The sequence below is a fragment of the Methanocaldococcus villosus KIN24-T80 genome, assembly GCF_000371805.1.
GTDB classification, from domain to species: Archaea; AGJL01; Methanococci; order Methanococcales; family Methanocaldococcaceae; genus Methanocaldococcus; species Methanocaldococcus villosus.
In genome coordinates this window covers 56,387-82,677 of record NZ_AQUK01000001.1, presented here as the reverse complement: position 1 = coordinate 82,677, position 26,291 = coordinate 56,387, and the positions used below count along the sequence as shown (strand labels likewise).

Here is a 26,291-nt window from a genome sequence, read left to right as displayed (position 1 = left end):
ATTATAATTTTACACATAGGTGAGATATTGTTAGATATCAGGAATCTCTCAGTTGAATTTAAATTAGGAAAAAAATCTGTTAAAGCAGTTAATAATGTTTCTCTAAAGATTAATGAAAATGAGACAGTTTGTTTAATTGGAGAAAGTGGTTCTGGAAAATCTGTTTTAGGTTTATCCATATTAAAACTTCTTCCTGAAAATGTGAAGATCTCTGGGGAGGTTTATTATAAAAATAAAAACCTTCTCTCTTTACCAGAAAAAGAATTAAAAAATATAAGAGGAAAAATAATTGCTTGGATTCCACAGACTTCATCAGCTTTAAACCCTGTTATTACTGTTGGAGAGCAGATAGCCGAGCCATTAATTTATCACCTAAAGTTAGACAAGAAAAGGGCTTGGAGAAGAGTTATTGATCTATTAAATTTTTTTTCTATTATCCCTGCCGAAAAAAGGGCTAAACAATATCCACATCAATACAGTGGAGGTATGAAGCAGAGAGCTTTAGTAGCTATGGGTATATCAGCAGAACCAGAATTTATAATAGCTGATGAACCAACAAAGGGATTAGATATAGTAAAAAAGTTTAATGTCATTGAAGCTTTTAAAAAAATAAAAAAGAAGAAACTTTCACAGTTAATAATAACTCATGATCTTCATCTTGCTGAGGTTATTGGTGATAAAATAAGTGTTATGTACTGCGGGCAAGTCTTAGAAGTTTGTAATAAAAATAGATTTTTTAATGAACCTTTGCACCCATATTCAAAAGCTCTTTTAGAAGCCCTCCCAGATAGAGGATTAAAACCTATAAGAGGTTTTCCCCCTAGTATGGTTAATCCACCAAGTGGATGTAAATTTCATCCTAGATGTGATTACTGTTTAGACATTTGTAAAAGGAAAGAACCTCCATTTTTTAAAGTTGAGGATTCATTAGTGAGGTGTTGGAGATATGATAATTGGAAAGAATCTAACTAAAATATTTTATCATGGATACATTAGAAAAACAAAAATTGTAGCAGTTAATAATGTTTCTCTAAAGATTAATGAAAATGAGACAGTTTGTTTAATTGGAGAAAGTGGTTCTGGAAAATCTACATTAGGGCATTTGTTATTAAGATTAATAAAGCCTGATAAAGGAGATATTTACTTTTATAATTCCAATATAACAAAAATGAAAGAAAAAGAAATTAGAAAAATTAGAAAATATTTACAACTAATTCCTCAACATCCCGACCTTTCTTTAAATCCCAGATGGAAAATAAAAAAAAGTTTACTAGAGCCGTTAATATTAAATAAAATTGAAAATAAAGATGAAGTACTAAGAAGGGTATTATATGATGTTGGAATAAAAGAGGAATTATTAGATAGATATCCTCATGAAGTTAGTGGAGGGGAATTACAAAGGGTGATTATAGCTAGAGCAATTTCATTAAAACCTAAATTTATTGTATGTGATGAACCTACATCTATGTTAGACATATCAACTCAAGCATCCATATTAAATTTATTAAAAAAAATAAAAGAGGAATATAAACTTTCTTATCTTTTTATAACTCATGACTTAGATGTAGCTAAAATTATGGGAGATAAATTTTTAGTAATGTACAGAGGGGAGATAATAGAAGAAAATGATAATTTAGAAAAACCTTTACATCCATATACAGAAATGTTATTAAATAGGAAAAGGTTATTGGAAAATAATGGGAATGTTAATAATGGGTGTAAATTTTTTTATCACTGTCCATATGCTGAAGAGATCTGTTTTAAAGAAGAACCTCCAACAGTTGAAGTTAATGGTAAAAAAGTCAAATGTTTTAAATATTTAAAATAATAAACATTTGGGGATTTGATATGATATGTATAGGTTTAGAAGGGACTGCTGAAAAGACAGGAGTGGGAATAGTTGATGATAAAGGCAATATTTTATTTAATAAAACTATTCTTTATAAACCAGAAAGGACGGGTATTAATCCTAGAGAAGCTGCTGATCATCATGCTGAAACATTCCCAAAATTGATAGAGGAAGCTTTCAATGTTGTTGATAAGGAAGAAATTGATTTAGTAGCCTTTTCTCAAGGACCAGGATTACCTCCAAGTTTGAGAGTTACTGCTACAGTGGCAAGAACATTAGCTTTAACATTAAATAAGCCCATTATAGGGGTTAATCATTGTATAGCCCATATAGAAATAGGAAAACTTACAACAAAAGCCGAAGATCCTTTAACACTTTACGTAAGTGGAGGAAATACTCAGGTTATAGCTTATGTTTCTAATAGATATAGGGTTTTTGGGGAAACATTAGATATAGCTATAGGAAACTGTTTAGATCAGTTAGCAAGATATTTAAATCTCCCACATCCTGGAGGAGCTTATATAGAAAAGTTAGCTAAAGATGGAAAAAAATTGTTAGATTTTCCATATACTGTTAAAGGTATGGATATAGCTTTTTCTGGTTTATTAACAGCAGCTATAAGAGCTTATGATTCTGGAGAGAGGGCAGAGGATGTATGCTTTTCTATACAAGAGTATGCATTTGCCATGCTAACAGAGATTACTGAAAGGGCACTCGCACACACTAACAAAGGAGAAGTGTTATTAGTTGGAGGAGTAGCTGTTAATGAGAGATTAAGGGAGATGTTGGGGAATATGTGTAAAGATCAAAATGTTGATTTTTATGTCCCTCCAAAAGAGGTTTGTGGAGATAATGGAGCTATGATAGCATGGCTTGGTCTTCTAATGTATAAAAATGGAAAAAGAATGAAATTAGAAGAAACAAAGATCATTCCAAACTATAGAACTGATATGGTTGAAGTCAATTGGATTAAAGAAATAAAAGGGAAAAAAAGAACAATTCCTAAAAATCTGATTGGAAAAGGAGCAGAAGCAAATATATGGAGAGAGAAATATTTGGATTATGAAGTAATTATAAAAGAAAGAATAAAAAAAAGTTATAGGGATGAGAGGTTAGATGAAAAAATTAGAAAGAATAGAACTGTAAGAGAGGCTAGATATTTATCTATGATAAAAGATTTTGGAATAGCATCACCATACGTTTTTGATGTGGATTTAGAGAAAAAAAGAATAATGATGAGTTATCTTGCAGGCGAGCTATTAAAAGATGTAATAGAAAAGAATACTGAGTTAGCTTATAAAGTAGGAGAGATTGTAGGAAAGTTGCATGGTAATAATATAGTTCATAATGATTTAACAACATCAAACTTTATATTATTTAATAATAATATATATATTATAGATTTTGGATTAGCAAAAATTTCTAATTTGGATGAAGATAAAGCTGTAGATTTAATTGTTTTTAAAAAAGCTTTATTATCAACACATTATAAAAAATTTAATGAAATTTGGGAGAAGTTTTTAGAAGGTTATAAAGTTTATAAAAGATATAAAGAAATATTAAAGGTTATGAATGATGTGGAAAGGAGAGGTAGATATAAATGAAATTTCTTTTTATATCTTCTAACTTAGATCCTGCAAGTAAAAATATTGCTAGTTTTTTAAATGAATATTTTGAAGTATTTAAAGTTGAAAAAGAATTATTAAATGTTAAAAAAGAAGATCTCCCTAAAGCTAGTTACTATATATTTTTATCAAAGCACAGGAGTTCATCCAATCAACCCTCTCTCACTGTTCATGTTCCTGGATTGTTAGATAGGGATGTCTGTTCAGCTTCAGCAGTTTTAAACTCTCTTTTATTAAATAATATCTACAATTTTTATAGAAAATCTAACTTAAATGGCTTTAATGTCTGTTTTGAAGTGGTTCATCACACACCAACAGATATAGATAAACCCACATGCTTTGTAGAGATTGGTAGTACTGAGAAGGAGTGGAAGGATGAGAGATTAGGAAAGATAATGGCTGATGCAATAGTAAAAACTGTTGAGCAGATAGAAAGTGGAGATTACGATGAAAAAATTAAAGCTGTAGGATATGGAGGAAACCATTATGCTCCAAAATTCACAAAGCTATGTTTAGAAGGAAAATACTATTTTAGTTATTTAATTCCAAAATATGCTAATGTTAGTGAAAATGTTCTAAAAAAGATTGTAAAAAGTGATGTGGAAAGATTATTAATAGATTGGAAAGGTAGTAAATCTGAAGGAAGAAAAAAGATGATAGAGTTCTTTAAAAGTTATAATATTGATTATGAGAGGGTTTAAATGGATTTAAAAAAAATTTTATTAATGTTTAAAGAAGGAAAAATTAGTTTAGAAGAAGCTGAAAAATTTATTAAATTGAATTATTATGAAAATTTGGAAGGAATATTAAGATTAGATGTTAACAGAAAATTTAGGACAGGTATTCCTGAAGTTGTTTTTGGTAGAGGGAAGGAGTTAGAGGATATCATAAAAGCTACTTTAAAATTAGCAGAGAGAAATAATATAGCATTAGCAACAAAGATTGATAATATAAATGAATTAGAGAAGAAGATTAAGGAATATGACTTAAAAGGATACATAGTTAAAATTAATAAGAAGGCAAAAACATTAACAATAATAAAAGAAGGATATAAAGTAAAGAAAATTGGAAAAGTAGCTATATTAACTGGAGGTACTGCTGATATACCAATAGCTGAAGAGGCTAAAGAAACTCTAAATATTTTAGGTGTAGAAGCGATAACATTTTATGATGTAGGTGTTGCAGGAATTCATAGGTTATTTCCAGCATTAAAAATAATATTAGAAGAAAAAATACCTTGTGCTATTGTTATAGCAGGGATGGAAGGGGCTTTACCTTCAGTTGTAGCATCTCTTATAGATATTCCCATTATAGCTGTTCCTACATCAGTAAATTATGGAGTGAAAATAACTCCTCTACTAGCTATGCTTCACTCATGTTCTCCAGGTGTAGCAGTTGTTAACATTGATAATGGATTTGGAGCTGCAACATTTGCTTATTTAATAGTAAGTGTAATGAACAGGTGGAAGCATGATAAAAATCCTTGAAGGAGAATTTCTAAAATCATTGAAAGATATTAAATTGGAAGATGCTACTAGAGAAGTTAATACTGGGTATATTCAGATATACACTACTGAAGATGATAAAATAATATATGGATACATTTTTGTTGAAAATGGAGAAGTTGTTGGATATTATTACACAGATAATAAATCTGTAGAAGATATGGGAAATCCTGAAAAAGTTTTAGAGCTTTTTAAAAAAGAAAATAAAGAGATTGAGTTATATAAATATGAAAAAGATAAATTAAATCTTTTAGAATGGCTTTATCCAGAAATATTTAACATTAAGAAGAAGGCTAAGGCTAAAGAAGAAATTATAATAGAGGAAAAAGAGGAAGATTATATTAATATTAAATTAGGTATTCCACTACCCATTCCAGCATTTACAAATGTAAAGGATTTTAAGAAATATTTAAATATGTTTGAGTATAGTATAGTTAATGTTTATAGAAAATCAAAAGATGATTTAGAAAATGGTTATATTGTTTATAAAAAAGATATTCCTATAGCAGCAGCTTATGAGTGCAAAAAAGGAGTGTTATTTGGAAATAAAGCTTATAAAAAAATAAAAGAGATGTTGGATGATAAAAACTCTATAATTGATATATATCCATATGATAATAAAAAACTTAATATACTTTTAGAAGTTTACCCACAAATGGAAATGGGTTATGAAGAAAAAGTTGAAGAAGAGAAAAAAATATCTGAATTCTTAAAAAAAGATTTAGAAAATCTATCAAGAGATGAATTATTAAAGAAGTTAGGAATAAAAGAACCTGATGAAGATTGGGTAGATGGAATAATTAAAGATTTTTTAAAACCTAGTATGGAAGACCTTTTAGATTTAAAAACTCTAATAGAAAATGAAATTAAGAAAAGTTTAAAAGAGTTAGATATTGTTGAGGATGTTCTGGTTAGTATTAATATAAATTGGGAAAATGGCAATTATATTGTTGTTGGGCATGTAAATGTTATTAGAAAAAAATTATTTGGTTTAATAAAGAAAACTTTAAAAAAAGAAACTGTTGAAGAAATTATTGAAAAATGTGTCAGAAAGTATTTATCAAATTACATAATAAAAGTAGATATAAGCATAAATTAAAGGTGTAAAAGAAATGTTATCTACAATAGTATTTCTACTCTCATTTTGTATTGGAACTGTTTTAGGTATTTATGTAAAAATAAAGAGGGAAAAGAATATAGAAAAAAATCATAAAGAACTAGAAAATAAAGTTATTGAAAATCTAAAGGAATTAAAAAAATATGTTGCCCCATTAGATGATAGGGAATATTCTAAAGAGTATGATCTTGTTGAAATAGCTTTAGATTATGGTTTAGAAGATATTGTTGTTGTTAATGATGAGGGATTAGTAATAGCATCTACATTAAAAGATGGAGAAATGTTAGGAGCTAGTGGTTTAGATATTTATGAGAGAATTAAAAAATATCATGATGACACTAAGAAAGTTATTATCTATAAGGATAATCTTTATACATATATATATAGAGGGAAACTAAATAATGAGAGGATATATATAATTATAGATTCAAAGACACAGATAGATAAGTTTAATGAAATAGAAATATTGGGAAAAATAGCAAAGATTTTAAGGAAACAATATATGGCTCCATTAGAAAATATAGAAAGTATTTCTGGAGAGATTATAAAGGTATAACTGTTCCTTCAACAGGAACATAAGCAGGAATTTTTAATGTCTTCCATATGGTCATTGCAAATGACAGGGATTGGTATCTTTCACCATGCATAACTATAGCTTTTTCAGGTTTTGGAATTTTTTTAATATATCTAACTAAAGAATTATAATCACTATGAGCTGAAAATTCTAATTTTATAACTTTCCCTCTAATTTTTATAGTGTTTTTAAATGGCTTTATTTCTCTAATTCCTTCTTCTAAAGCTTTTCCTAATGTACCCTCTGCTTGATGACCAGTGAGAATTAGTTTATTTTTTTCATCTTTTAATAGTTTTAAATATTTTAAAACAGGCCCTCCTTGAAGCATACCTGAAGTAGATACTATTATACATGGTTCATTAGAAAACACTTTTTTTTCATCGGCTTTTTTAATATCTCCAAATGGATTTATTCCTGATTCTATCGTATTTTTTAATTTTGGATTTAACCAATCTTTATATGATAAATATATCCCAGTTGCATGAATTAATGAACCATCAGTGTAAATTTTAGCATCTAATTGTCCACTTCTTATATAGTTATTAAGAACCACTAATATCTCTTGTGCCCTTCCTACAGAAAAAACTGGGATTATAACTTTTCCACCACCTTCAATAGTTTCAGAAACCTCTTCTATCAACTGTTTTTCCAAAACCTTTCTTGAGGGTTTAATGTCTAATGGAGAACCATAAGTGGATTCAATTATTAAAACATCAATTTCATCAATATCTGTGTCAGCAGATCTTACTGTTCTTGAAGGCCCTTCATTAATATCTCCAGTATATAATATCTTTTTTCCATCAATTTCTAAATATATAGATGAGCTACCTAATATATGACCTGCATTATAAAGCTTAAACTTTAAACTACCCAAATCTTTTTCTTCATAATAATTTAAGGTTTCAACACTCTTTAAAGATCTATATATATCCTCTTCCTTATAGGCTTTACTTATATTTAAGGTTTCTTTCCATGTTATATACATCAAATCAGCTGTTGGATGTGTACAATAGATTTTTTTAAATTTATAAAATGGAATAGCCCCACAGTGATCATAATGAGCATGGCTGACAATAACTTCTAAATTATTTTCTATATTTGGGATTTCTCCACTATTTGGAGATGCTCCACAGTCTAATAATATCCTTTTCTCTTTTCCAATAACTTCTACACAACTTTTTCCTACTTCTTGACAACCTCCATGAAATTTTAATAAGACCATAAATATGACCTTAATTTTATTTTTATTTCATTACACAGTATACTAAAATTGGAAATATAATTGTAGCTTCTCCCCATATTTCCACATAATTGGCCTCAGCAGAAATTTTTCCCCAAGATATACCTTCTTCTGGTGGAGCTCCACTTAAAGAACCATCCCAAGGTAGAGCTGTTGTTATATAGATGGCATAATCAGTACCTTCCCTAAAGAGGTTTGCATTAATAATAGCATGTTTTGGTAATGATCCACCTAAGATAATACATGCAGTTTCCTTTGCATTTATGGCTATATCATTTAACTTTACAATATCATTTGCAATATCTATCTTTAATTCACTATCTTTCTTAAACTTTTTAAAGAAATAAAGCATATCCCCTATAGATCCATCAGTTATTGCTGGGCAAAATATGGGAATATTATTTTTATATGCCCAATATAAAATAGACTTCTCCTTCTCTTTTCCTAATTTTTTATCCATGAATTCTCCAAGTTTATAACAAAATTCACTAGCAGTAACTATTTTATTATCTCTATTTAATAGCTCTTCAAAAAATTCCATCATATATTTTTCAAACTCAATATATCTATCATTTGGAACAAAGATATTTCCAATCCTATTTATACCTTTTTCTCTTAACTCTTTTCCATTTACAAACCAATCTCCCAATATAAATGGTTTTAGACATTTGATAAAATCTTCTTCCACACCTCCAGCAGTGGTGACTATAACATCAACTTTTTTATGTTTTGCTAAATATGCAATAATTTCTCTTAAACCTGATGAAACAATGTTTGATGTATATCCAAAAAATACTTTTATATCTTCTCCTCTCTTTCTCTTCTCCTCTATCTTTTTCCATATCTCAATAGCTTTCCCTAGATGACTTGCTTGAAAACCTATTTTTTTATAATAGTTTTTTATAATATCCTCTAAGCTAATATCCTCATCTAACCAAGGACCTTCAATCTCTATCCCACTAATATCTTCACTCTGTTTTAAAACAATGTCTTTTGGATCCATGATCCCCCTCCCAAATTTTAATAAAATTTTAATAGAAAGTTTTATATATAATAAAATTTAATTTTTAATAGTGTATAGATGTAACACAAATATAAACAGGTGATTATTGTGATAAGAGAAATTTCAGTTAAAGGAATAAAGATACCTGAGCTGTTAGTTGAAAGAGTTTTAAATAAGATGAAAGAGGGGATGTTAATTATAGAAGCTGAAGATTGGCAAATAGATAAGATAAAAGATGTGGCTAAAAAATATAATTATAAAGTTAATGTTGAAGGTAATAAAATAATAATTCACATTGGTAAAATTGCAGCTAATAGAACAATAAATGTTGTTGGTGCAACTTGCCCAGGACCAATTATGATGGTTTCTGATGTTTTAGAGAAGATGAATGTTGGAGAAGTCTTAGAGATAATTGCTGGAAAAAATGCATTAACTGATTTAACAGAAGGATTAAAAGGAGCTGGACATGAGGTTTTATCTATAGAAGAATTAGAAGATGGAAATTATAGAATATTGATTAAAAAAGGGGAGAAGAAAGTTGAAGGTGTAACAACAATAACTATTGATGAATTATTTATTATAAATACAACTGGTACTGGAAATGCTGAAAAGGCTTATGCTACATTTTTAATGGCAGATGTGGCTAAAAAAATGAATTTGAAGCCAACAATATTCTTAATGATGGATGGAGCAAGTTTAGCATTGAAGGGAGAGTGTGATAAAGTTAAACATCCTGATTTCCCAAAATTAGGGGATTTAGTTAGAAAAGCTATAAAAGAAGGAGTAAAAGTTTATGTTTGTGAATTAAGTGCTAAGTTCAGAGGTATCAATGAAGAAAATCTTGAAGAAGGTTTTGAAATTGCTGGAGCTCCGACATTCTTAAACTATCTGTCAAAACCAAATGTTAGACCAGTATGGCTTTGAAGAATATTAAGGTGAGTGGTTATGAACACAGTTTTAATGATCATGTCCCTATCAGTTATTTTTGGAGCTATGTTATCAGGATTTGCTACATTTAGAATGACAGGAATGAGGTTTATGCCACACTTTGTATCTTTAATATTAGCTTTCATATTAACATTAGCCTCATTGTTCATAAACAATATATTATTATTCTACTTAGCAATTGCATTTCAAATAATTACCCCAATTACAATCTGTGGAACAATATGTAATATCTTAAAAACCCAATTCCAAAATACAGGTATTTATTCATCTCACTTAGCATTAATGGGTATGCTCTTTATTTTAGCAATTGGAAATCTATTATATATTTAACTCTTTCAATAATTTTAAAAGCAATAATTTATTGATTTTAATATCTTTCAATAAAAGCCCTCCTTTAGCTTTATAACCAATAACAATAACGTCTTCATTTTTATATCTTAAAATAAATGTTTTTTTCTCATTTATTAAAATATTAGATAGTTTTTTTAAGCTATCTAATAAATTTTTAAAATTTTCTATTTTCTTGAGAAATGAGTCTTCTTTTTTATCATTTTTAATAGTTTTTATAATTCTTTCAACAATAATAAATATTTCCTTAAAAGTTTTAGGATTCTCTAAATTTAAAATAATTTCATCTTTATTTATCTCTAATAAAAAAATATTAGTTAATAATATTTTTAAAGAACCTTTTTTTACAAAATTTTGAAAAAATATAATATATTTTAGCATAATTTATTCCTTTTTCTCTCTTTTTAATGGAATGATTTTTAATCCCACTTCACCATCAATAGAGAAAGTTAGATCTTCAAAAACTAATTTAACTTCACTACCACTTCCTTCTATAATATCTAATATTTTCTCAATATCTATTTTTATCTCTGGTAGTTTATTTTTAATTTCATCAATAATCTTTATCATTTCTTCAATTTTCTCTTTAGATAATTCTACTTTTTTTTCTTTTAAAGATGTTAAAAACTCTGATACTTTCTTTATTTTTTCTATTAACTCAGAAGGAACTTCTATTTTTATTTCTTTAACATCCTTTTCACTCATAATTATCACCTATTAAAATTTATTTTAAATTGTTATATAAAGTTTTACATTTTAACCATATAATTAAATTTATTAATGTTAGAAAAATTTATATAGAACTTCAAAGACAGATATTAAATAGAAAAAAAATAAGGTGATGATGTATGTTTGGAAGAGACCCATTTGACTCATTATTTGAAAGAATGTTTAGAGAATTTTTCTCAATGCCTATGGGTAGTTCTACAACAATAATGCAAACTTCTAGAGGAATACAAATAAGTGGTAGTGGATTTATGCCAATATCAATAATTGAAGGAGATGACCATTTAAAAGTTATTGCATGGTTACCAGGAGTTAATAAGGAGGACATAGTTTTAAATGCTGTTGGGGATTCATTAGAGATAAGAGCTAAAAGAAGCCCATTAATGATAACTGAAAGTGAAAGAATAATTTACTCAGAAATTCCAGAGGAAGAAGAGATATATAGAAATATTAAATTACCTGCTGTTGTTAAAGAAGATAAAGCATCTGCTAAATTTGAAAATGGAGTATTAACAGTAATTCTACCAAAAGCAGAATCTTCAAGAAGAAAAGGTATTAGAATAGACTAAATTTGAAATGGCTCATCATTTATTTCTATACTATTTTCTTTAAACCATTTTCCATATTTTTTATCTACATTAATTATATGCATTGAAATCCATCCTATAAGAAATGAAACAGCACTTCTAAAATCATTATCAGATCCATTTTCTATTTTAGGAATTAACTTTTCTATTAAAGTTTTTACAAATAGTTCATGAGTTTTCTTATGTTTTTCATATTCCGGATATTTATATCTCTCCATAATCTTCTCTTCATGCTTAAAGTGTTTAGTAGCATATTCAATAACTCTCTCTTTTAATAGGAGTTTAGCTTTTTCTTTTTCACCTTTTTTGATAAGTTCAAATATATCATTTAAAGTTTTAACTAGATATTTATGTTCTTCATCAAAAGTTTTTATACCAGTTTCTAAATCTTTAGACCATTTAATTATCTCCATAATTTCACCACTTAACTTAAATATATTTAAAAATATATATAACATTTATTCTAAGTGGGAAAATGGATCTATATATAGTAGCAAAAGAGATAATTTTGAATTATGGATATTTTGGAATTTTCTTCTTATCTATGATAGAAGCAATATTTTTCCCAATACCTCCAGATGTATTTTTATTAAGTTCAACATATTTTGGTTTAGATCCATTATTATCAACAGTTATGGCAACTTTAGGAACAGTAGTAGGTGGAACAATAGGATATTTTTTAGGTTATAAATTTGGGCATCCTATATTTTTAAAACTATTTAATGAAAAATATCTAATAAAAGGAGAAGAATTTTTTAATAAGTATGGGGTTTTTGGAATAGTAATAGCAGGCTTTACTCCAATACCCTATAAAGTTATAGCATGGCTTTCAGGAATATTTGAAATGAATCTGTGTTTATTTGTGATTGCTACATTTATTGGTAGATTCCCAAGATTTATTATGGTGGCATATTTTGGAGATCTTATAAAAAATTTAAAAATAGGAGCAATATTAGCATTTTTCATTTTTGCCTTATGTCTTATAATAATAAAAATAAAAAAGTAGTTTTATTCTTCTTCATATTTTTTAAATATTTCATCATAAACTCCTTGATCTATCTCTTTCTGTACTTCTTTTGGATCTTTTCCTTCTACAGTAACTCCCATAGACCCACAAGTACCTAAAACTTCTTTAACAGCATCTTTTAAAGTGTAAGATAACATAGATTTTCTTTTCATTTTTGCTATTTTAATTGCTTGTTCTAATGTTAAATTCCCTACAACTTCATGTCTTGGTTCATGAGCTCCTTTCTCTATACCCAACTCTTTCTTTATTAATGCTGATGTTGGTGGGATACCTACTTCAATTTCAAACTTCCTTGTTTCAGTATCAACTATAACTTTAACAGGAACTTGCATTCCTTCATATTCTTTTGTTTTTTCGTTAATCTCTTTAACAACTTGCATAACATTTACTCCCAATGGACCAATAGCTGGCCCTAATGGTGGACCAGCTGTAGCTCTCCCTCCAGTAACTAATACTTCTACAACCTCTTTACCCATACTTTCACCAAAAAGTATTATCCCTGATGTTTCATTAATCTTAAAATAAATTTGGAATATATAAAATTAACTCTTATTTTTGTTTTGATATAATTTTAACACTCTCAACTGGTAAAGTTATAGGAATAGGTACTGTAGCATTTTCTAACTCTAATGTAATTTCTTCTTTATTTTTATCAACTTTTATTACTTTTGCTCTCTCCCCTTTGAAAGGCCCAGCTATTATTTCTACAACATCACCTTTTTCAATATTTTCAATGATTTTTTTAGGAGTTAAAAGTTGCTCTATCTCTTCAATATTTATTGTTCCTTTAACTAATCCTTTAACTCTAGGCATTCCTTTTATTAACTCCTTAACAACTCCTTCAGATTCTGCCTCAACTAGAACATATCCTTTTAAAGCTTCTGAAGCTAATATTGAATAAACATCTAAATTTTCTTTTTCTACTCTCCCATACATAAGTTCAGCTATATTTTTTTCTTGACCTACCATTGTTCTCACGGCAAAAATCATAAAAAATCACCTTTTATTCATAAAAATTTTATTATTTTTTGAAAATAGTGGTTTTTATATAAACAGCTGGAACATGGATGATGTACCCAATTACTCCTAAAACTGTTATACCCAAAGCTGTAATCTTAGCAACATTGATATATTCTTCTTTTGTAGGTTTTTTTAAAACTAGCCAAACCCTCCTACACTCTTCTAAAAATTCTTTTAACTTTTCTATCTTTCTATCAAAATCCATGGCTATCCCTTTAAATATCTGGGATTCCTAACTCTTTTTTTAATTTGTCTTTTTTATGAGTTTTCCTTATTATACCTTTCTCAAAATCAATTGTTGGTTTAACTCCTGTAACTACTAGCAGGACTTTTAATGTGTTTTCTAAGTTTTCATCTATTGTAGCACCCCATATTATTGTAGCCTCAGGATCTAACTTTGAGGAGACTGTTGAAACCACTTGCTTAGCTTCCTCTAAAGTTAAATCTTCTGGACCCATGACATGTATTAATGCTCCTTTAGCCCCTTCAATATCAACTTCTAAAAGTGGAGAATTTAATGCCATTTGAACAGCTTCTTTAGCTCTATTTTCACTATCACTATCACCCAAACCAATCATTGCCATTCCTCCATTACTCATAACAGCCTTTACATCAGCAAAATCTACATTAATTAAACCATCTTTTGTTATTAACTCTACCAGACCTTTAACTGAATTGATCAATACTTCATCAGCTACTTTAAAAGCTAATTTTATTGGCATATTTGGGACAATGTCAAATAGTTTCTCATTTGGAATAATAACAAGGGTATCTGTGAATTGTTTTAACTTCTCTAGACCTTGAATAGCATTTCTCATCCTAACTTTACCTTCCATTAAAAATGGTAAAGTTACAACAGCCACTGTTAATGCTCCTAATTTCTTTGCTATCTCAGCAACAACTGGTGAAGAACCTGTTCCAGTTCCTCCTCCCAATCCACAGGTTATAAATACCATATCAGAATCTTGTAAAGCAGCTTTTATTTCTTCAGCACTCTCTTTAGCAGCTTCTTCACCAATTTTTGGATTTCCTCCTGCACCCAAACCTCTTGTTAATTTTTTTCCAATTAATATCTTTTTATCAGCTTTTGTTCTTAATAATTGTTGGGCATCAGTATTTATAGCCACTGTTTTAGCACCTTCAATTCCTTCTGTATATAATCTTGTTATTGTGTTATTTCCTGCCCCTCCACATCCAACAACAGTAATCCTTGCTTTAGTTTGCTCTAATATTTCTAAAAGCTCCTGATCTTCGGGTGACATTTCAAAATCTTCTTTTTCTTCTATTCCTTCTTCTTTTAACACTTTTTCTAGGAATTTCACGTTATGACCCCCATAATAGTTATATATTATAATATAATATTTATAATAGTAAAATTAAATATTATAGGTTTTATGGCTTTGGCCTATTTTAAACCATAAAATTTAAAGTTCATGTATAAAAATATTTTGTTCAATTTAATTAACTTAATGGTGATGTCATTATGGCTAACATCCCTAAAATTCCAAAAAAACCTAGAGAAATAGCTAAACAAAAAATTATGGAATTAGCTAAGAAGATGTATGAAGATTTAAAAAAAGGTATTAGACCTAAAATAAAAATGCCAATTAGAAGTTTGTCTAATGCACTTTTTGATAGAGATAAAGGTTCTTTCACATTAGCTGGAAAAGAAAAAACTAGAACTTTAACAGTTAGTCAAGCTAAAATATTTGCACAAACTGCAAAGATGTTGGAATTGGCAAAACAGCTTTTAGATACTGATGACTTTGCTACATTAAGGGAGGCTTATTATGTTTCAAAAAATTGGGGAGAAGCAAGATTTGATGATCAGCAAGTCTCAAACAATGTTATTGAAGATTTAGAAGCTGCTTTGGGAGTTTTAAGAGAACATCTTGGATTTATTCCAGAAGAGGATGGAAGTGCTGTTGTAGGGCCATTAAAAATAATAGAGGAAACCTCTGAAGGGGAGCTTGTTGTAGATTGTAGAAAATTAGGAACAGGTGCATATAATATTCCTAATGATGTGACAAAATTAAATTTAGAAACTAATGCTGATTTTGTATTGGCTATAGAAACATCAGGTATGTTTGCTAGATTGAATGCTGAGAGATTTTGGGATAAACACAACTGTATATTAGTCTCTTTAAAAGGAGTGCCTGCAAGAGCTACAAGAAGATTTATAAAGAGACTTAATGAAGAGTTTGATTTACCTGTTTTGGTTTTTACTGATGGAGATCCATATGGGTATTTAAATATTTATAGAACTTTAAAAGTAGGTAGTGGAAAGTCAGTACATTTAGCTGATAAGTTATCAATACCTGATGCAAGATTAATTGGTGTAACTCCACAGGATATTATTGATTATGACCTTCCAACACATCCATTGAAAGAGCAAGATATTAAAAGAATAAAGGATGGTTTAAATAATGATGATTTTGTTAGAAGCTTCCCAAAGTGGCAAGAAGCATTAAAACAAATGCTTAAAATGGGAGTTAGAGCAGAACAGCAATCTTTAGCAAAATATGGATTGAAATATGTTGTTAACACTTATTTACCTGAAAAGATAAAAGATGATAGTACATGGTTACCTTAATACCACATATTCTAAAACAATTCCTTCCCCTAATCTATAAAATTTTTTCAACTTTAATTTTACAGCTTCTTCAACAGTTTTAAAACCTTCTCCATCTACATAGCTTACAGCATCTTTTCCTCCAAAAATCATTGGGGCAATATACACTGAAACCTCATCAACTAATCCTTCTTTAAACATACCCCAATTTAGAGTTCCCCCTCCTTCTAACAAAATACTTCTAATTCCTTTATTATATAAAATTTTCATCAGTTCTTTTAAATCTACTTTATCTCTTCCACAAACTATTACTTCTACACCCCTCTCTTTCAACAATTTCATTTTTTCTTTATCTGCTTTCTCTGTTGTAGCTATTATAGTTTTTGCCTCATTATTTAGAACTCTAGCATTTAATGGAATTCTTAGTTTACTATCTACAACTATTCTTATAGGATTTTTATCAGCTTTTATTTTATGAACAGTTAATCTTGGATCATCCTTTAAAACAGTTCCTATGCCCACCATAATGGCATCTACTTTAGCTCTGATTTTATGGACTCTAATTAAATCTTCTTCACAGGATATCCTTGAATCTCCTGTTACTGTAGCCAATTTTCCATCTAAGCTCATCCCTACATTAGAAATTACATATGGCTTCATAATCATCACATATATTCAATAATAACATTTTTTATGTTTAACTCTTTTCCTCCTATTATTTCTAATCTAAAACCTCCACATTTAGGGCATGAGATAATGAAATCATCTACTATTTTAGGTTCTCCTTCATATCCACAATTAACACATCTACATTTAGATTTTAATATTTCAATATTTACTTTTGCTCCTTCACATGCAGTTCCTTCAGAGATAACTTCAAAGGCAAACTTTAACTGCTCAACATTAACAAAAACCAATTCTCCTATCTCCAAATAAATTTCTTTAACTTTTTTTACTTTTCTTCCTTTTTTCTCCTCACTCTCAATAGCTGATAAAATAGCATCTAATATAGAGTTTGCTAAGCTTAACTCATGCATATTCCCAGCTCTTTAGTTAAGAGCTCTTTTACAATATCTTCCTTATTTTTTGTATAGATCTTGAAGTTAATAACCACTCTTATTACATCATCTCCATCTACTACCCTTGCCTCTCCTAAAAATGCTTTTTGCTTATCAAATCTTATATAAAATTTGTTATCTTCTATTCTAAGATGTAAATCTCTTCTTAATTTATTAATATTCTTCTCATTAGATTTTATAAGTTCAATTATATGTTTATATATCTTCTCAGCTTCTTTTCCTTCTGCATTTAAATTAATAATTCTTATAGGATTTCTAAAATAACCTTCTGTTTCTACAACCTCTATATCTATCTTTTCATCATCAACATCTTCAGGAATTAAAAACTCAATGGCTTTTAATACTTTTTCTAAATCTTCAGTAGCATGAGCAATAGAGCTAATTTTTATTGAGTTTATCATAACTTCCCCTCATCCAATTAATAACTTTTCTTATCCCTTCTTTTAATCCAGTTTCAGGCTCCCATCCTAAAGATTTAGCTTTATCAATATTTAAATAAATTCTATAAACCTCCCCCTCTCTAGGTTTGTCATATATAGGTTTTTCTTTAAACTTTAGCTCTTCACTAATAATTTTATATAATTCATTAACACTAGTTTCTTTTCCTGATCCTATATTAACAATCTCATTTTTCCATTTCATAGCTAATAGGTTAGCTTTAGCAACATCTTTGACATATACAAAATCTCTTGTCTGTTTTCCATTTCCAAATATTACCGGCCTTTCTCCTCTTAACATTTTATCTATAAATATACTTATAACACCAGCCTCTCCCTTAGGATCTTGCCTTTCTCCATAAACATTCCCATATCTTAAAATTACAAACTCTATTCCATATAACCTATTGTATAATTTTATATACTCTTCCCCAACATACTTACTTAATCCATATGGTGATATTGGAGAAATTGGATGGTTTTCATCAACAGGTAAATATTTTGGTTCTCCATAAACTGCTCCACCAGATGATGCGTATATAATCTTTTCTATTTCATATTTTCTTATCGCTTCTAACAAATTGATAGTTCCTAATATATTAACATCTGCATCATACTTTGGATCTTCAACAGAGTATCTAACATTTATTTGTGCAGCTTGATGGATTACTACCTCTATGTCCCTTAAATTTATTTTATCCCTAATATCTCCTTTTATAAACTTTGCTTTTTCATTTACATTATTAAGATTCCCTGTTTTTAGATTATCTAAAATGATAACATCATAACCATTATTTACAAAGAGATCAACAACATGGCTTCCTATAAATCCTGCTCCACCAGTTATTAATATCATTATGCCCCTCTTAAGTCTTCTTTTCTTTTTAATAAAGCTGTTTCATAATATTTTATGGCTTTATCATAATCTCCTTTTTTCTCATAAATCTTAGCCATACTTAAATAAGCTTTTACATGGTTTGGATAGATATTAACTACCTTTTGAAAACATTTTAAAGCTTCATCAAGATTACCTCTATACTCGTGAATTAATGCTTTAAAATACCACAGACTTATATCCCTATTTTTAATCTTTAAACCCATATTAACATATCTCTCTGCATCATCTAACTTATCAAGAACTAAACATGTTGATGCAGCATGTCTTATAGCATCTAACCATCTTATATTCATCTCATCTATTAATTTTTTAAAACATTCTAATGCCTCTTCATATCTTCCCAATCTTTTTAATATAACCCCTTTCAAATAAATAGCTCCTATATTTTCAGGATTTAAAGATAAAGCTTTATCTAAAAATTCTAAAGCTTCATGATATCTTCCATACTTTCTTAAAATATCTGCAGATTTTATATCAATAATGGAAAATTTAGGACATTTTTTTGAAAATTTCTTGTATATCTTTAAAAGTTCATCATAATCATACAAATAATCTAAGTTTATTATCTTTAAAAGCCAACCCATAAGAAATTGGCTTTCTATGCTCAATGCTTCTTCATTGAGTTCTATAGACTTTTTAAAATCTCCTAATAAGCTATTTACTAAACTCAATAATGATAAGGCCATATAATTCTTTGGAGAAAGTTTAACTAGTTTTTCTAAAGTTTCTTTAGAACCTTCAACATCTCCCATACCTAACAAAATTATTCCTTTTAAAAATAATGCTATTGTATTGTCAGGATTTGTCTCTAAAGCTTTATTTATATAATATAAAGCCTCTAAACTATTTCCTTCTGATAAATTTCTCCATGCATATAAAATATTAAGTATGGAATCTAATTCTTTAATTTGAGGCATAAATTTCACCAAATTTATAAATTCTCTATCAATTTCTTAGCAGCTTCTTCCATAGATGTCTCATAGTATATATTATTCTCCTCTAATATTTTTCTACCAAGTTCTTCATTAGTTCCCATCATCCTTACAGAAAATTTAACATTTGGATGCTCCTTTAAAATTTCAACTATACCTTTAGCAACTTCATCACACTTTGTTATTCCTGCTAAAATATTAATAAAGACCCCTTTAACCTTTTTATTACTAAGAACTTTTTTTAGAGCTAATTTAACAGTTTCAGTGTCTGCACCTCCTCCAATATCTAAGAAGCATGCAGGTTCTCTACCAAGATTTTTTATTATATCCATACTAGCTAAAGTTAATCCTGCTCCATTACCTATAACAGTTATATCACCATCTAATTCAACATATGCAAAAGGCAATTTTTCTTTATTAGATTCTTCAAATGCTTCAAAATTCTGCCTATAATGTGCATCATCATCTAATATAACAACAGCATCAGCAGCATAGATCTTATTATCTTCTGTGATAACTAATGGATTTATTTCAACTAAAGTAGCATCTTTTTCTTTGAATAATTGATAGAGGTTATAAATTATGTTGGCAATAGCTAACTCTTCTGAAGGAATTTTTCCATCTAATATCCATCTAATTTTATATGGTAAAAAAGGTTTCAAAACATCAATATGATATTTTATTATTTTTTCAGGATTTTTCTTTGCCACTTCTTCAATATCTACTCCTCCTTCGGTGGAGAATATTAAAACAGGCTTTTTAGCATCCCTATCAATTGTTATTGATACATAATATTCCTTTTTTATTTTTAATTTTTCCTCAACTAATATCTTTTCTACTTTTTCACCTTTTATTTCCTTATTAAAAAGCTCTTTAGCTTTTTCTATGAATTCTTTTTTATTTTTTGCAAAAAGAATTCCTCCAGCTTTCCCTCTACCCCCAACAAGAACTTGAGCCTTTAATACAACCTCTTTATCAATATCTACAAGATCTAAATTATCATCTTTATAAATTAAAAAACTCTCTGGAACTGGAATATTGTAATATCTAAAGAGATTCTTTGCCTCATATTCATACAGTTTCATTACCCTCACCTATTTATATAACTTAGGCTAATAATATTATATATAAATTTCTTATGGCGGATGATGATCGGAGTAGCTGCTGATTGATGATGATTGATGGGCGAACTGACGCCAAATAATAATTTTAAAGGTGATAATCAATGGTAGATATGGGCTATTACTTAAATATATTGGTGAATTTAGCTATTGGATTAATAATATGTATTGTTATTATTGTTCTTGGCTTTATCTTAGCTTCTATTGTTAGCTCAATGTTTAAAAAATACTTAAGAAAATGGGCAGAAAAAACTGAAACAAAGATTGATGATATAATAATAGAAGCTATTGAATCTCCTATAAAAATAATTATTATTGTTTATGCTATCTATTTTGGTCTATCTTTTTTACCTCTTCCATATATAATAACATTAGCCATAGGAAATTTTGTTAAATTTGTTGTTATATTAGCTATAACATGGTTTGTTGCTAAGATAGGTGAAGGAAGTTTAGAGCATTATATCTTACCATATATAAAAAAGGAAATTTATGAAGGATTAGATGAAAATCAATCAAAACTGTTTAAAAACTTAACAACAATTACAATTTGTATAATTGGTTTATTAATAGCTCTAGATTCTGTAGGGTTTGATATTTCAATATTATTACTGTTAATTGCTATATTTGGGTTAGGATTTGCTTTGGCTTTAAAGGATATATTCTCACACTTCTTATCAGGAGTTTTGTTGTTTTGGAATAAGATAATGAAGGTTAATAATAATATAAAAGTAGGTAGTGTTATTGGAAGGGTAAAGGAGATGCACTTAACTTATACAAAATTGGAAACTCCTGAAGGAGAGGAAGTTATTATTCCTAATGCTAAGTTAATAAATGAGATAATTATTAAAAAGAAAGAATAATCTATTTTTTTAATAAATTTAAATATTTAATTTACAAAGTTTATAATTTTTATATATCAGAAGGACTAAAAGTCATATTTAAAACTCTCTAAATTAAAGTGATATTTATGGCAAAAGTTATAGTTAATGGAAAAGAAAAAGAAGGAGAATTTCTAAAAGATGTGATTAAAGATGAATTTTACAAAGATGGAGCAAATATTGTAATAATAAAAGGGATAAAGAAATCTGCTGAGACTACAAGAAAGTTTTTAATAAAAACTACAAAAGGGAATATAACAATAGCCATAACAGAGAATAATGAGGCTGCTGAATTTTTCTTAAACAATTATAAAAGTTTTGCAAAAAAACTTAAGTGGGTTAGTGGGGTTGATGTGGCATTTGGATCTGTGAGGATAGATCTTCCAATATCTACAGAGAGCCAAAAATTCAATAAGTGGGATGTTCTTTTAAGCTTGTCAGGTTTTGATGTTGAAGAAGGACACTTAGTTTTTATTAAGAAAAAGACTGAAGGTATATATGGATTGAAGAATCCAAAGATTGGTAGAGTTGTTGGAGGAAAATGGGTTATTGATAGATTAAAACTAAATGACAGAATTATTGATATTGAACCTATAACTGAAGAGAAAGAAAGTGTAGATTATGTAGTAACAAATGATTTAAATATAAAACTTGAAGATGGATGGAAGATATATAGCTACTTTATAGCAGAATTTGATGGAAAGCCTTCAGCTGTTGAACACTGTTTAGCTCTAATGGAAGATAATATATTTGAAATATCAGAATATACAAACACATATATAGCTGATTGTAGATTGCAAACATTAAAAATAGAGGAGAGTGAATTAAAAGATAGAGATAGAGGGGTTATAACAGTTAGAAACTTTGGTGTTGGTGAAGGGAAAGTGTATATATACAAAGAGAGTAGGACATCATCTCCATCACATACAGTAGTTGGAAGAGTTAAAGAGGGATTTGAATTAATAAACTTTTCAAATTCTGGATTTTTAACAGTTAAAACAATCCCTGAAAGACTTTGTGCTATAGGAATGGATGTAAATAAAGCTGAAGAAATGTTTAATAAATACGATATTGATATTGAAGTTGAAGGAAAGGGAATAGTGGTTGATCAGCAGCCAGAATATACCTTGGATGTATTAAAAGAAAAAAAAGTTAAGTTAAAGGCTATTGATGATAAAAAAATAATATCTATTGAACTCTATGAAGATAAAGCTCCTATATCAACATGGTATTTTAGAAAGGTTTCAGGATTAACTACAAAGAGAGTTGGTAAGCTAAAAGTGTATTTTAAGCATAAGGACGTTATAATGTTTAAAGGTTTACAGGAGTATGCAAAAGGTCTTTTACCAGAGAACACACCAAAAGATAAGGTAGAGGCTAATAGTATTGGAATATCTAACATGGTTAGTAGATATAAGGGGATGATAGGGATAAGGTTAGAGGAGAATGATAAATACGGCCCTACAGGAGAAGGGTTTGATAAAACAAATATTGTAGGGAAAGTTATAGAAAATGTTGAACATCTAAAAAAAGTTAAAATGAATGATGAAGTTTATTTTTTAAGAAAAATTTAATATAATATTTTTTCTATAACCTCTCCTCTAGGTTCAACTTCTTCAAATATCTGTGCTTGAAATTTGTATATTTTAACATTTTCATCTAACCACATATCTGGAGGTAATCCTGCTTTTAGACAGAGATTTGCTAAAAACTCTTCAACATCCCATCCATACTCTACAGGCACTTGTGGTAGTAATAAACCTGAATATGGGCCAAATCTTATTATCAAACCATCCCTACCAATTTTTATTTTTTGAAGATATTCCCTAGGATGGCTAACTTCTATCAATTCTGGTGGGGTTAATATAGATATCTCTATAACTATATTGTCCATTTCTTCTAAACTTACTGGTGGAAATCTTGGGTCTCTTGTAGCTGAGCTTATTGCTGCTTCTTTTAGAGCTTCTATTAATGGCATTATTGGTTCAGGAATTCCAATACAACCTCTCAGCTCTCTATCTGGATAAGTGTGTAATGTACAGAAACATCCTCTCTTTTCATTAAAAACTTCAGGATAATTTTCAATTTCTATATCATATCCTTTTAAAAAATTTTCTATAACAAATCTAGCAAATTTAACAGCAAATTTTCCTTCTTCTAATGTTAATAATCTCATTATCATCACCAAAGAAATGATAACGCTCAGCTGTCCCGAGCTTCATCATAATTCAGAGAAGTCAGCACTCATCATCGCGTTATTATATCTATTTTCTCCCCACAAACAGAACATCTATCCCCTTCTAAATTTACAAATCTAACAGAGAAAAGACTTCTCTCAATTAGTAGAGCTCCACAATTTGGACAGTAAGTGTTCTCTCCCAAACCTGGAACATTTCCAATATAAACATATTTTAACCCTTCCTCCAATGCCAACTCTCTTGCTTTTATTAATGTTTCTATTGGAGTTGGTGGAACATTAGTTAGCTTATAGTCAGGATGAAACCTTGAAAAATGTAATGGTGTCTCTCTTCCCAATTTATCTCTAACAAACTCTATTATAAATAATATATCATCTTCACTGTCATTGTATCCAGGAATAATTAAGTTAGTTATCTCAACCCAAATATTTAATTTTTTTGCTAACACACAGGTTTTCAATACAGGCTCTAATTCAGCTTTACAAACTTCTTTATAAAACCTCTCATTGCCTTTTATATCAATGTTCATAGCATCTATAGGTAGAGCTTTTAATGGCTCTTTTTCTATGTATCCATTAGTAACCATTGTATTAAAAAGTCCATATTTCTTAGCTAAAATTGAGCAATCATACATAAATTCATAAAAGACTGTTGGTTCTGTGTAAGTGTAAGATAATCCAGGCAAATTGTATTCTAATGCTATTTCTATTACATCTTCAGGAGACATCTCTCTATAAACTGTTTTATCTGGAGGTACTTGGGATATTGTCCAATTTTGACAGTGTAAGCATCTAAAATTACACCCACCAATAGCTAATGACAAAACTTTTGAACCTGGATAAAAGTGATATAATGGCTTTTTTTCAATAGGATCTATTGCTAGTGAGCATACTTTTCCATAGCCTACAGCATAAAGTTTTCCATTAATATTTTCCCTATTATAACAAAACCCTCTCTTTCCTTCTTTTATAACACAGTGTCTTGGGCATAGTAGGCAGATAACATCTCCATTAATATTTTTATAGAACATGGCCTCTTTCATAATTTTCCCCTAATAGCAAAGATTTCAGTTATTATCATTAATATTCTATTCTTGTAAATAATATGATAAGTCCTTTTTGGTAACTCATCATACTCAGTATTTAATAGAGTTTTTAACCTGTTATCTAATTTAGCTATATCTATGTTAATTATCTCCCTTCTGGTTTCTAAGTTATATTTCCTTAATATTTTCCCTATTGGGATATCTGCAGATAACAAATCTCTTTTAATCTCTTCTCTTAACCCATATTCAATATTTTTAAAAGGTGTTTTTGAAACTGCATATACTAAAGGTTCTTTAACACTTAAAATAACTTCTCTATAATTTACATTATTAATAACTTTTTGAGAGAGAGTTTTAACTACACATTCTCCTTCAAATAGTATTTCTAATATATTAGTAACACTTCCATCAGTTCCTAAAAGAATTTTTTCTTCATTTAGAAGTGGAAATTTCTTATTCAGCTCAGAAATTTTCTCATATATCTTCATAGTTAAAACTCCCTTTCTGTTGAGAATCTTATTTCCTCTTCACCAAATAGTTTTTTAACAAACCATTCAGGATCAAATTCAATAAGATCTTCATATCTTTGCCCAACACCTAAGAATAATATAGGCTTTCCTATAGCATAACCTATGGATAGTGCAGCCCCTCCTTTAGCATCAGCATCTACTTTAGTTAAAATTACTCCATCTATCCCAACAGCTTTATCAAACTCCTCAGCTTGATAGATAGCATCATTACCTGTAAGTGCATCACCAACAAATATAACCAAATCTGGTTTTGTTACCCTAACAATCTTTTTCATTTCATCCATTAAATTAATATTTGTAGCCTGTCTTCCAGCAGTATCAGCTAAAACTACATCTATTTTTTTAGCTTTTGCATGCTCAATAGCATCATAAATAACAGCTGCAGCATCAGCACCATGTTTGTGCTTAATAACTCTAACACCAATATTTTTACCATGTTTTTCTAGTTGCTCAATAGCACCAGCTCTAAAAGTATCTCCTGCAGCTAAAACTACAGAATATCCTTTATTTTTTAGTTTATATGCTAACTTAGCTATAGTAGTAGTTTTCCCAGTTCCATTTATACCTACAAAGACTATTACAGTAGGTTTTCCTTTTTTTCTATTCTCTTCTATTATTTTATAAATATCTATTTTCTTTTGAGAGAGGATATTTTTTATTGCATTCTTTATAGCCATCAATGTAATCTCTTCTATATTATCTTCTGGAGTTATTTTTTTACCTATAAGCTCATTTTTTATATTCTCTATAAGTTTTTCAACAACATCATATGCTACATCTGCCTCTAACAATTCAATCCTTAGCTCTTCTAAAATATCTTCTATATCTTCTTCAACAATAACTATTTCTTTTTTTATCACTCTTTTAATCTCTCTTGTTATCTTGAATTTATCAAAAAAACTAATATTTTCTTTTTTTTCTTCTTTCTTAATTTCTTCTTCTGATTCTTCTCCCTTTTTATAGATCTTTTCAGATATCTTTGAAACAGCATTGAACAGTTTCTCTTTTAACTTACCAAACAATTAAAATCAC

At 28.8% G+C, this 26,291-nt stretch carries 33 protein-coding genes; 14 read left to right on the top strand and 19 right to left on the bottom strand.

Annotated features, from left to right (window positions below; translation table 11 throughout):
* Positions 1–27: 27 nt before the first annotated feature.
* Genes METVI_RS0100500 through METVI_RS0100470 form a run of 7 tightly spaced genes read left to right on the top strand, consistent with a single transcriptional unit; the run spans position 28 to position 6,652 of the window.
* A complete protein-coding gene (locus tag METVI_RS0100500; protein ID WP_004590604.1) occupies positions 28–972 on the top strand; it encodes an ABC transporter ATP-binding protein in 945 nt (314 codons plus the stop codon).
* Positions 947–1,828, top strand: a complete 882-nt coding sequence (locus tag METVI_RS0100495; protein WP_004590602.1) for an ABC transporter ATP-binding protein — start codon at positions 947–949, stop codon at positions 1,826–1,828. Before METVI_RS0100500 ends, METVI_RS0100495 begins: the two co-directional genes overlap by 26 nt.
* A gap of 20 nt (positions 1,829–1,848) precedes the next feature.
* Positions 1,849–3,453 carry a bifunctional N(6)-L-threonylcarbamoyladenine synthase/serine/threonine protein kinase gene (locus tag METVI_RS0100490; RefSeq protein WP_017980921.1) on the top strand — a complete coding sequence of 535 codons (1,605 nt, stop codon included), beginning with the start codon at positions 1,849–1,851 and terminating at the stop codon, positions 3,451–3,453.
* The gene (locus tag METVI_RS0100485; protein WP_004590600.1) at positions 3,450–4,175 is read left to right on the top strand and encodes a D-aminoacyl-tRNA deacylase; all 726 of its coding nucleotides are present in this window, start codon (positions 3,450–3,452) and stop codon (positions 4,173–4,175) included. Before METVI_RS0100490 ends, METVI_RS0100485 begins: the two co-directional genes overlap by 4 nt.
* Complete coding sequence (gene larB / locus METVI_RS0100480) at positions 4,176–4,961, top strand: nickel pincer cofactor biosynthesis protein LarB (RefSeq protein WP_004590598.1); 786 nt, start codon at positions 4,176–4,178, stop codon at positions 4,959–4,961.
* The gene (locus tag METVI_RS0100475; protein ID WP_004590596.1) at positions 4,945–6,078 is read left to right on the top strand and encodes a DUF2226 domain-containing protein; all 1,134 of its coding nucleotides are present in this window, start codon (positions 4,945–4,947) and stop codon (positions 6,076–6,078) included. The genes larB and METVI_RS0100475 overlap by 17 nt, the downstream gene beginning before the upstream one ends.
* A gap of 13 nt (positions 6,079–6,091) precedes the next feature.
* Positions 6,092–6,652, top strand: coding sequence for a hypothetical protein (locus METVI_RS0100470; protein ID WP_004590594.1), 561 nt, complete (start codon positions 6,092–6,094; stop codon positions 6,650–6,652).
* Here METVI_RS0100470 and METVI_RS0100465 read toward each other — a convergent pair.
* Both METVI_RS0100465 and METVI_RS0100460 read right to left on the bottom strand, forming a co-directional pair.
* Positions 6,639–7,892 carry an MBL fold metallo-hydrolase RNA specificity domain-containing protein gene (locus tag METVI_RS0100465; protein ID WP_004590592.1) on the bottom strand — a complete coding sequence of 418 codons (1,254 nt, stop codon included), beginning with the start codon at positions 7,890–7,892 and terminating at the stop codon, positions 6,639–6,641. The genes METVI_RS0100470 and METVI_RS0100465 overlap by 14 nt on opposite strands.
* 22 nt (positions 7,893–7,914) lie before the next feature.
* The gene (locus METVI_RS0100460) at positions 7,915–8,913 is read right to left on the bottom strand and encodes a deoxyhypusine synthase (protein ID WP_004590590.1); all 999 of its coding nucleotides are present in this window, start codon (positions 8,911–8,913) and stop codon (positions 7,915–7,917) included.
* A 108-nt stretch (positions 8,914–9,021) separates the two neighbouring features.
* Here METVI_RS0100460 and METVI_RS0100455 point away from each other — a divergent pair, with 108 nt between their 5' ends.
* The gene (locus METVI_RS0100455; protein WP_004590588.1) at positions 9,022–9,837 is read left to right on the top strand and encodes a sulfurtransferase TusA family protein; all 816 of its coding nucleotides are present in this window, start codon (positions 9,022–9,024) and stop codon (positions 9,835–9,837) included.
* 21 nt (positions 9,838–9,858) lie between these two features.
* Positions 9,859–10,191, top strand: a complete 333-nt coding sequence (locus tag METVI_RS0100450; protein ID WP_004590586.1) for a DUF5400 domain-containing protein — start codon at positions 9,859–9,861, stop codon at positions 10,189–10,191.
* Here the strand turns inward: METVI_RS0100450 and METVI_RS0100445 are convergent.
* Both METVI_RS0100445 and METVI_RS0100440 read right to left on the bottom strand, forming a co-directional pair.
* Positions 10,180–10,590, bottom strand: a complete 411-nt coding sequence (locus tag METVI_RS0100445; RefSeq protein ID WP_004590584.1) for a hypothetical protein — start codon at positions 10,588–10,590, stop codon at positions 10,180–10,182. The genes METVI_RS0100450 and METVI_RS0100445 overlap by 12 nt on opposite strands.
* Positions 10,591–10,593: 3 nt before the next feature.
* Positions 10,594–10,914 carry a hypothetical protein gene (locus tag METVI_RS0100440; RefSeq protein WP_004590581.1) on the bottom strand — a complete coding sequence of 107 codons (321 nt, stop codon included), beginning with the start codon at positions 10,912–10,914 and terminating at the stop codon, positions 10,594–10,596.
* A 143-nt stretch (positions 10,915–11,057) separates the two neighbouring features.
* On the opposite strand from METVI_RS0100440, the gene METVI_RS0100435 reads away from it, so the two are divergent.
* On the top strand, positions 11,058–11,504 hold the full coding sequence (locus METVI_RS0100435; protein WP_004590579.1) for an Hsp20/alpha crystallin family protein: 447 nt from the start codon (positions 11,058–11,060) through the stop codon (positions 11,502–11,504).
* On the opposite strand, the gene METVI_RS0100430 is transcribed toward METVI_RS0100435, so the two are convergent.
* Positions 11,501–11,935: a bacteriohemerythrin gene (locus METVI_RS0100430; RefSeq protein ID WP_004590577.1), complete on the bottom strand. Its 435-nt coding sequence runs from the start codon at positions 11,933–11,935 to the stop codon at positions 11,501–11,503. The genes METVI_RS0100435 and METVI_RS0100430 overlap by 4 nt on opposite strands.
* Positions 11,936–11,997: 62 nt before the next feature.
* Between METVI_RS0100430 and METVI_RS0100425 the strand changes: the two genes are divergently transcribed.
* Positions 11,998–12,528 (top strand): YqaA family protein, encoded by a 531-nt coding sequence (locus METVI_RS0100425; RefSeq protein ID WP_004590575.1) that lies wholly within the window; start codon positions 11,998–12,000, stop codon positions 12,526–12,528.
* A 2-nt stretch (positions 12,529–12,530) separates the two neighbouring features.
* Here METVI_RS0100425 and METVI_RS0100420 read toward each other — a convergent pair whose 3' ends face one another.
* The 4 genes from METVI_RS0100420 to ftsZ form a co-directional block, all read right to left on the bottom strand.
* Positions 12,531–13,025: a 50S ribosomal protein L11 gene (locus METVI_RS0100420; protein WP_004590573.1), complete on the bottom strand. Its 495-nt coding sequence runs from the start codon at positions 13,023–13,025 to the stop codon at positions 12,531–12,533.
* A 73-nt stretch (positions 13,026–13,098) separates the two neighbouring features.
* Positions 13,099–13,539 carry a transcription elongation factor Spt5 gene (locus METVI_RS0100415; RefSeq protein WP_004590571.1) on the bottom strand — a complete coding sequence of 147 codons (441 nt, stop codon included), beginning with the start codon at positions 13,537–13,539 and terminating at the stop codon, positions 13,099–13,101.
* 31 nt (positions 13,540–13,570) lie between these two features.
* On the bottom strand, positions 13,571–13,774 hold the full coding sequence (locus tag METVI_RS0100410; RefSeq protein WP_004590569.1) for a protein translocase SEC61 complex subunit gamma: 204 nt from the start codon (positions 13,772–13,774) through the stop codon (positions 13,571–13,573).
* A 10-nt stretch (positions 13,775–13,784) separates the two neighbouring features.
* Positions 13,785–14,891 (bottom strand): cell division protein FtsZ, encoded by a 1,107-nt coding sequence (gene ftsZ / locus METVI_RS0100405; protein WP_004590567.1) that lies wholly within the window; start codon positions 14,889–14,891, stop codon positions 13,785–13,787.
* A gap of 161 nt (positions 14,892–15,052) precedes the next feature.
* On the opposite strand from ftsZ, the gene METVI_RS0100400 reads away from it, so the two are divergent.
* Complete coding sequence (locus METVI_RS0100400; protein WP_004590565.1) at positions 15,053–16,162, top strand: DNA topoisomerase IV subunit A; 1,110 nt, start codon at positions 15,053–15,055, stop codon at positions 16,160–16,162.
* On the opposite strand, the gene METVI_RS0100395 is transcribed toward METVI_RS0100400, so the two are convergent.
* The 6 genes from METVI_RS0100395 to sucC are packed head-to-tail and all read right to left on the bottom strand — an operon-like array spanning position 16,154 to position 20,572.
* Positions 16,154–16,801, bottom strand: a complete 648-nt coding sequence (locus METVI_RS0100395; RefSeq protein WP_004590563.1) for a 2,5-diamino-6-(ribosylamino)-4(3H)-pyrimidinone 5'-phosphate reductase — start codon at positions 16,799–16,801, stop codon at positions 16,154–16,156. The genes METVI_RS0100400 and METVI_RS0100395 overlap by 9 nt on opposite strands.
* 5 nt (positions 16,802–16,806) lie before the next feature.
* On the bottom strand, positions 16,807–17,178 hold the full coding sequence (gene hypA / locus METVI_RS0100390; RefSeq protein ID WP_004590561.1) for a hydrogenase maturation nickel metallochaperone HypA: 372 nt from the start codon (positions 17,176–17,178) through the stop codon (positions 16,807–16,809).
* Complete coding sequence (locus METVI_RS0100385; RefSeq protein ID WP_004590559.1) at positions 17,166–17,621, bottom strand: RNA-binding domain-containing protein; 456 nt, start codon at positions 17,619–17,621, stop codon at positions 17,166–17,168. Before METVI_RS0100385 ends, hypA begins: the two co-directional genes overlap by 13 nt.
* Positions 17,599–18,513: an SDR family oxidoreductase gene (locus METVI_RS0100380; protein ID WP_004590557.1), complete on the bottom strand. Its 915-nt coding sequence runs from the start codon at positions 18,511–18,513 to the stop codon at positions 17,599–17,601. Before METVI_RS0100380 ends, METVI_RS0100385 begins: the two co-directional genes overlap by 23 nt.
* Positions 18,513–19,472: a tetratricopeptide repeat protein gene (locus tag METVI_RS0100375; RefSeq protein ID WP_004590555.1), complete on the bottom strand. Its 960-nt coding sequence runs from the start codon at positions 19,470–19,472 to the stop codon at positions 18,513–18,515. Before METVI_RS0100375 ends, METVI_RS0100380 begins: the two co-directional genes overlap by 1 nt.
* 14 nt (positions 19,473–19,486) lie before the next feature.
* Positions 19,487–20,572, bottom strand: coding sequence for an ADP-forming succinate--CoA ligase subunit beta (sucC, locus tag METVI_RS0100370; RefSeq protein ID WP_004590553.1), 1,086 nt, complete (start codon positions 20,570–20,572; stop codon positions 19,487–19,489).
* 140 nt (positions 20,573–20,712) lie between these two features.
* On the opposite strand from sucC, the gene METVI_RS0100365 reads away from it, so the two are divergent.
* Together METVI_RS0100365 and mmp3 are read left to right on the top strand one after the other, a co-directional pair.
* Positions 20,713–21,468 carry a mechanosensitive ion channel family protein gene (locus tag METVI_RS0100365; RefSeq protein ID WP_004590551.1) on the top strand — a complete coding sequence of 252 codons (756 nt, stop codon included), beginning with the start codon at positions 20,713–20,715 and terminating at the stop codon, positions 21,466–21,468.
* Between the two features lie 107 nt (positions 21,469–21,575).
* Entirely contained in the window at positions 21,576–23,060 is a 1,485-nt protein-coding gene (gene mmp3 / locus METVI_RS0100360) for a methyl-coenzyme M reductase-associated protein Mmp3 (RefSeq protein ID WP_004590549.1), read from the top strand.
* On the opposite strand, the gene METVI_RS0100355 is transcribed toward mmp3, so the two are convergent.
* The 4 genes from METVI_RS0100355 to ftsY all read right to left on the bottom strand — a co-directional run bounded on the left by METVI_RS0100355 (position 23,057) and on the right by ftsY (position 26,281).
* Entirely contained in the window at positions 23,057–23,662 is a 606-nt protein-coding gene (locus tag METVI_RS0100355; RefSeq protein WP_004590548.1) for a TIGR00296 family protein, read from the bottom strand. The two genes, mmp3 and METVI_RS0100355, sit on opposite strands and share 4 nt — an antisense overlap.
* A gap of 71 nt (positions 23,663–23,733) precedes the next feature.
* The gene (gene amrS, locus METVI_RS0100350; RefSeq protein WP_004590546.1) at positions 23,734–24,726 is read right to left on the bottom strand and encodes an AmmeMemoRadiSam system radical SAM enzyme; all 993 of its coding nucleotides are present in this window, start codon (positions 24,724–24,726) and stop codon (positions 23,734–23,736) included.
* Positions 24,723–25,217: a chorismate pyruvate-lyase family protein gene (locus tag METVI_RS0100345; protein WP_004590544.1), complete on the bottom strand. Its 495-nt coding sequence runs from the start codon at positions 25,215–25,217 to the stop codon at positions 24,723–24,725. The genes amrS and METVI_RS0100345 overlap by 4 nt, the downstream gene beginning before the upstream one ends.
* A gap of 2 nt (positions 25,218–25,219) precedes the next feature.
* Positions 25,220–26,281, bottom strand: coding sequence for a signal recognition particle-docking protein FtsY (ftsY, locus tag METVI_RS0100340; RefSeq protein WP_017980920.1), 1,062 nt, complete (start codon positions 26,279–26,281; stop codon positions 25,220–25,222).
* Positions 26,282–26,291 lie beyond the last annotated feature (10 nt).

What these genes read in the sequence shown, in the direction of transcription:
- METVI_RS0100495 (WP_004590602.1), top strand. Translation starts at nt 947, where the DNA reads ATGATAATTGGAAAGAATCTAACTAAAATATTTTATCATGGATACATT.
- METVI_RS0100490 (WP_017980921.1), top strand. Translation starts at nt 1,849, where the DNA reads ATGATATGTATAGGTTTAGAAGGGACTGCTGAAAAGACAGGAGTGGGA.
- METVI_RS0100485 (WP_004590600.1), top strand. Translation starts at nt 3,450, where the DNA reads ATGAAATTTCTTTTTATATCTTCTAACTTAGATCCTGCAAGTAAAAAT.
- larB (WP_004590598.1), top strand. Translation starts at nt 4,176, where the DNA reads ATGGATTTAAAAAAAATTTTATTAATGTTTAAAGAAGGAAAAATTAGT.
- METVI_RS0100475 (WP_004590596.1), top strand. Translation starts at nt 4,945, where the DNA reads ATGATAAAAATCCTTGAAGGAGAATTTCTAAAATCATTGAAAGATATT.
- METVI_RS0100470 (WP_004590594.1), top strand. Translation starts at nt 6,092, where the DNA reads ATGTTATCTACAATAGTATTTCTACTCTCATTTTGTATTGGAACTGTT.
- METVI_RS0100465 (WP_004590592.1), bottom strand. Translation starts at nt 7,892, where the DNA reads ATGGTCTTATTAAAATTTCATGGAGGTTGTCAAGAAGTAGGAAAAAGT.
- METVI_RS0100460 (WP_004590590.1), bottom strand. Translation starts at nt 8,913, where the DNA reads ATGGATCCAAAAGACATTGTTTTAAAACAGAGTGAAGATATTAGTGGG.
- METVI_RS0100450 (WP_004590586.1), top strand. Translation starts at nt 9,859, where the DNA reads ATGAACACAGTTTTAATGATCATGTCCCTATCAGTTATTTTTGGAGCT.
- METVI_RS0100445 (WP_004590584.1), bottom strand. Translation starts at nt 10,590, where the DNA reads ATGCTAAAATATATTATATTTTTTCAAAATTTTGTAAAAAAAGGTTCT.
- METVI_RS0100440 (WP_004590581.1), bottom strand. Translation starts at nt 10,914, where the DNA reads ATGAGTGAAAAGGATGTTAAAGAAATAAAAATAGAAGTTCCTTCTGAG.
- METVI_RS0100435 (WP_004590579.1), top strand. Translation starts at nt 11,058, where the DNA reads ATGTTTGGAAGAGACCCATTTGACTCATTATTTGAAAGAATGTTTAGA.
- METVI_RS0100430 (WP_004590577.1), bottom strand. Translation starts at nt 11,935, where the DNA reads ATGGAGATAATTAAATGGTCTAAAGATTTAGAAACTGGTATAAAAACT.
- METVI_RS0100425 (WP_004590575.1), top strand. Translation starts at nt 11,998, where the DNA reads ATGGATCTATATATAGTAGCAAAAGAGATAATTTTGAATTATGGATAT.
- METVI_RS0100420 (WP_004590573.1), bottom strand. Translation starts at nt 13,025, where the DNA reads ATGGGTAAAGAGGTTGTAGAAGTATTAGTTACTGGAGGGAGAGCTACA.
- METVI_RS0100415 (WP_004590571.1), bottom strand. Translation starts at nt 13,539, where the DNA reads ATGATTTTTGCCGTGAGAACAATGGTAGGTCAAGAAAAAAATATAGCT.
- METVI_RS0100410 (WP_004590569.1), bottom strand. Translation starts at nt 13,774, where the DNA reads ATGGATTTTGATAGAAAGATAGAAAAGTTAAAAGAATTTTTAGAAGAG.
- METVI_RS0100400 (WP_004590565.1), top strand. Translation starts at nt 15,053, where the DNA reads ATGGCTAACATCCCTAAAATTCCAAAAAAACCTAGAGAAATAGCTAAA.
- METVI_RS0100395 (WP_004590563.1), bottom strand. Translation starts at nt 16,801, where the DNA reads ATGAAGCCATATGTAATTTCTAATGTAGGGATGAGCTTAGATGGAAAA.
- hypA (WP_004590561.1), bottom strand. Translation starts at nt 17,178, where the DNA reads ATGCATGAGTTAAGCTTAGCAAACTCTATATTAGATGCTATTTTATCA.
- METVI_RS0100385 (WP_004590559.1), bottom strand. Translation starts at nt 17,621, where the DNA reads ATGATAAACTCAATAAAAATTAGCTCTATTGCTCATGCTACTGAAGAT.
- METVI_RS0100380 (WP_004590557.1), bottom strand. Translation starts at nt 18,513, where the DNA reads ATGATATTAATAACTGGTGGAGCAGGATTTATAGGAAGCCATGTTGTT.
- METVI_RS0100375 (WP_004590555.1), bottom strand. Translation starts at nt 19,472, where the DNA reads ATGCCTCAAATTAAAGAATTAGATTCCATACTTAATATTTTATATGCA.
- sucC (WP_004590553.1), bottom strand. Translation starts at nt 20,572, where the DNA reads ATGAAACTGTATGAATATGAGGCAAAGAATCTCTTTAGATATTACAAT.
- METVI_RS0100365 (WP_004590551.1), top strand. Translation starts at nt 20,713, where the DNA reads ATGGTAGATATGGGCTATTACTTAAATATATTGGTGAATTTAGCTATT.
- mmp3 (WP_004590549.1), top strand. Translation starts at nt 21,576, where the DNA reads ATGGCAAAAGTTATAGTTAATGGAAAAGAAAAAGAAGGAGAATTTCTA.
- METVI_RS0100355 (WP_004590548.1), bottom strand. Translation starts at nt 23,662, where the DNA reads ATGAGATTATTAACATTAGAAGAAGGAAAATTTGCTGTTAAATTTGCT.
- amrS (WP_004590546.1), bottom strand. Translation starts at nt 24,726, where the DNA reads ATGAAAGAGGCCATGTTCTATAAAAATATTAATGGAGATGTTATCTGC.
- METVI_RS0100345 (WP_004590544.1), bottom strand. Translation starts at nt 25,217, where the DNA reads ATGAAGATATATGAGAAAATTTCTGAGCTGAATAAGAAATTTCCACTT.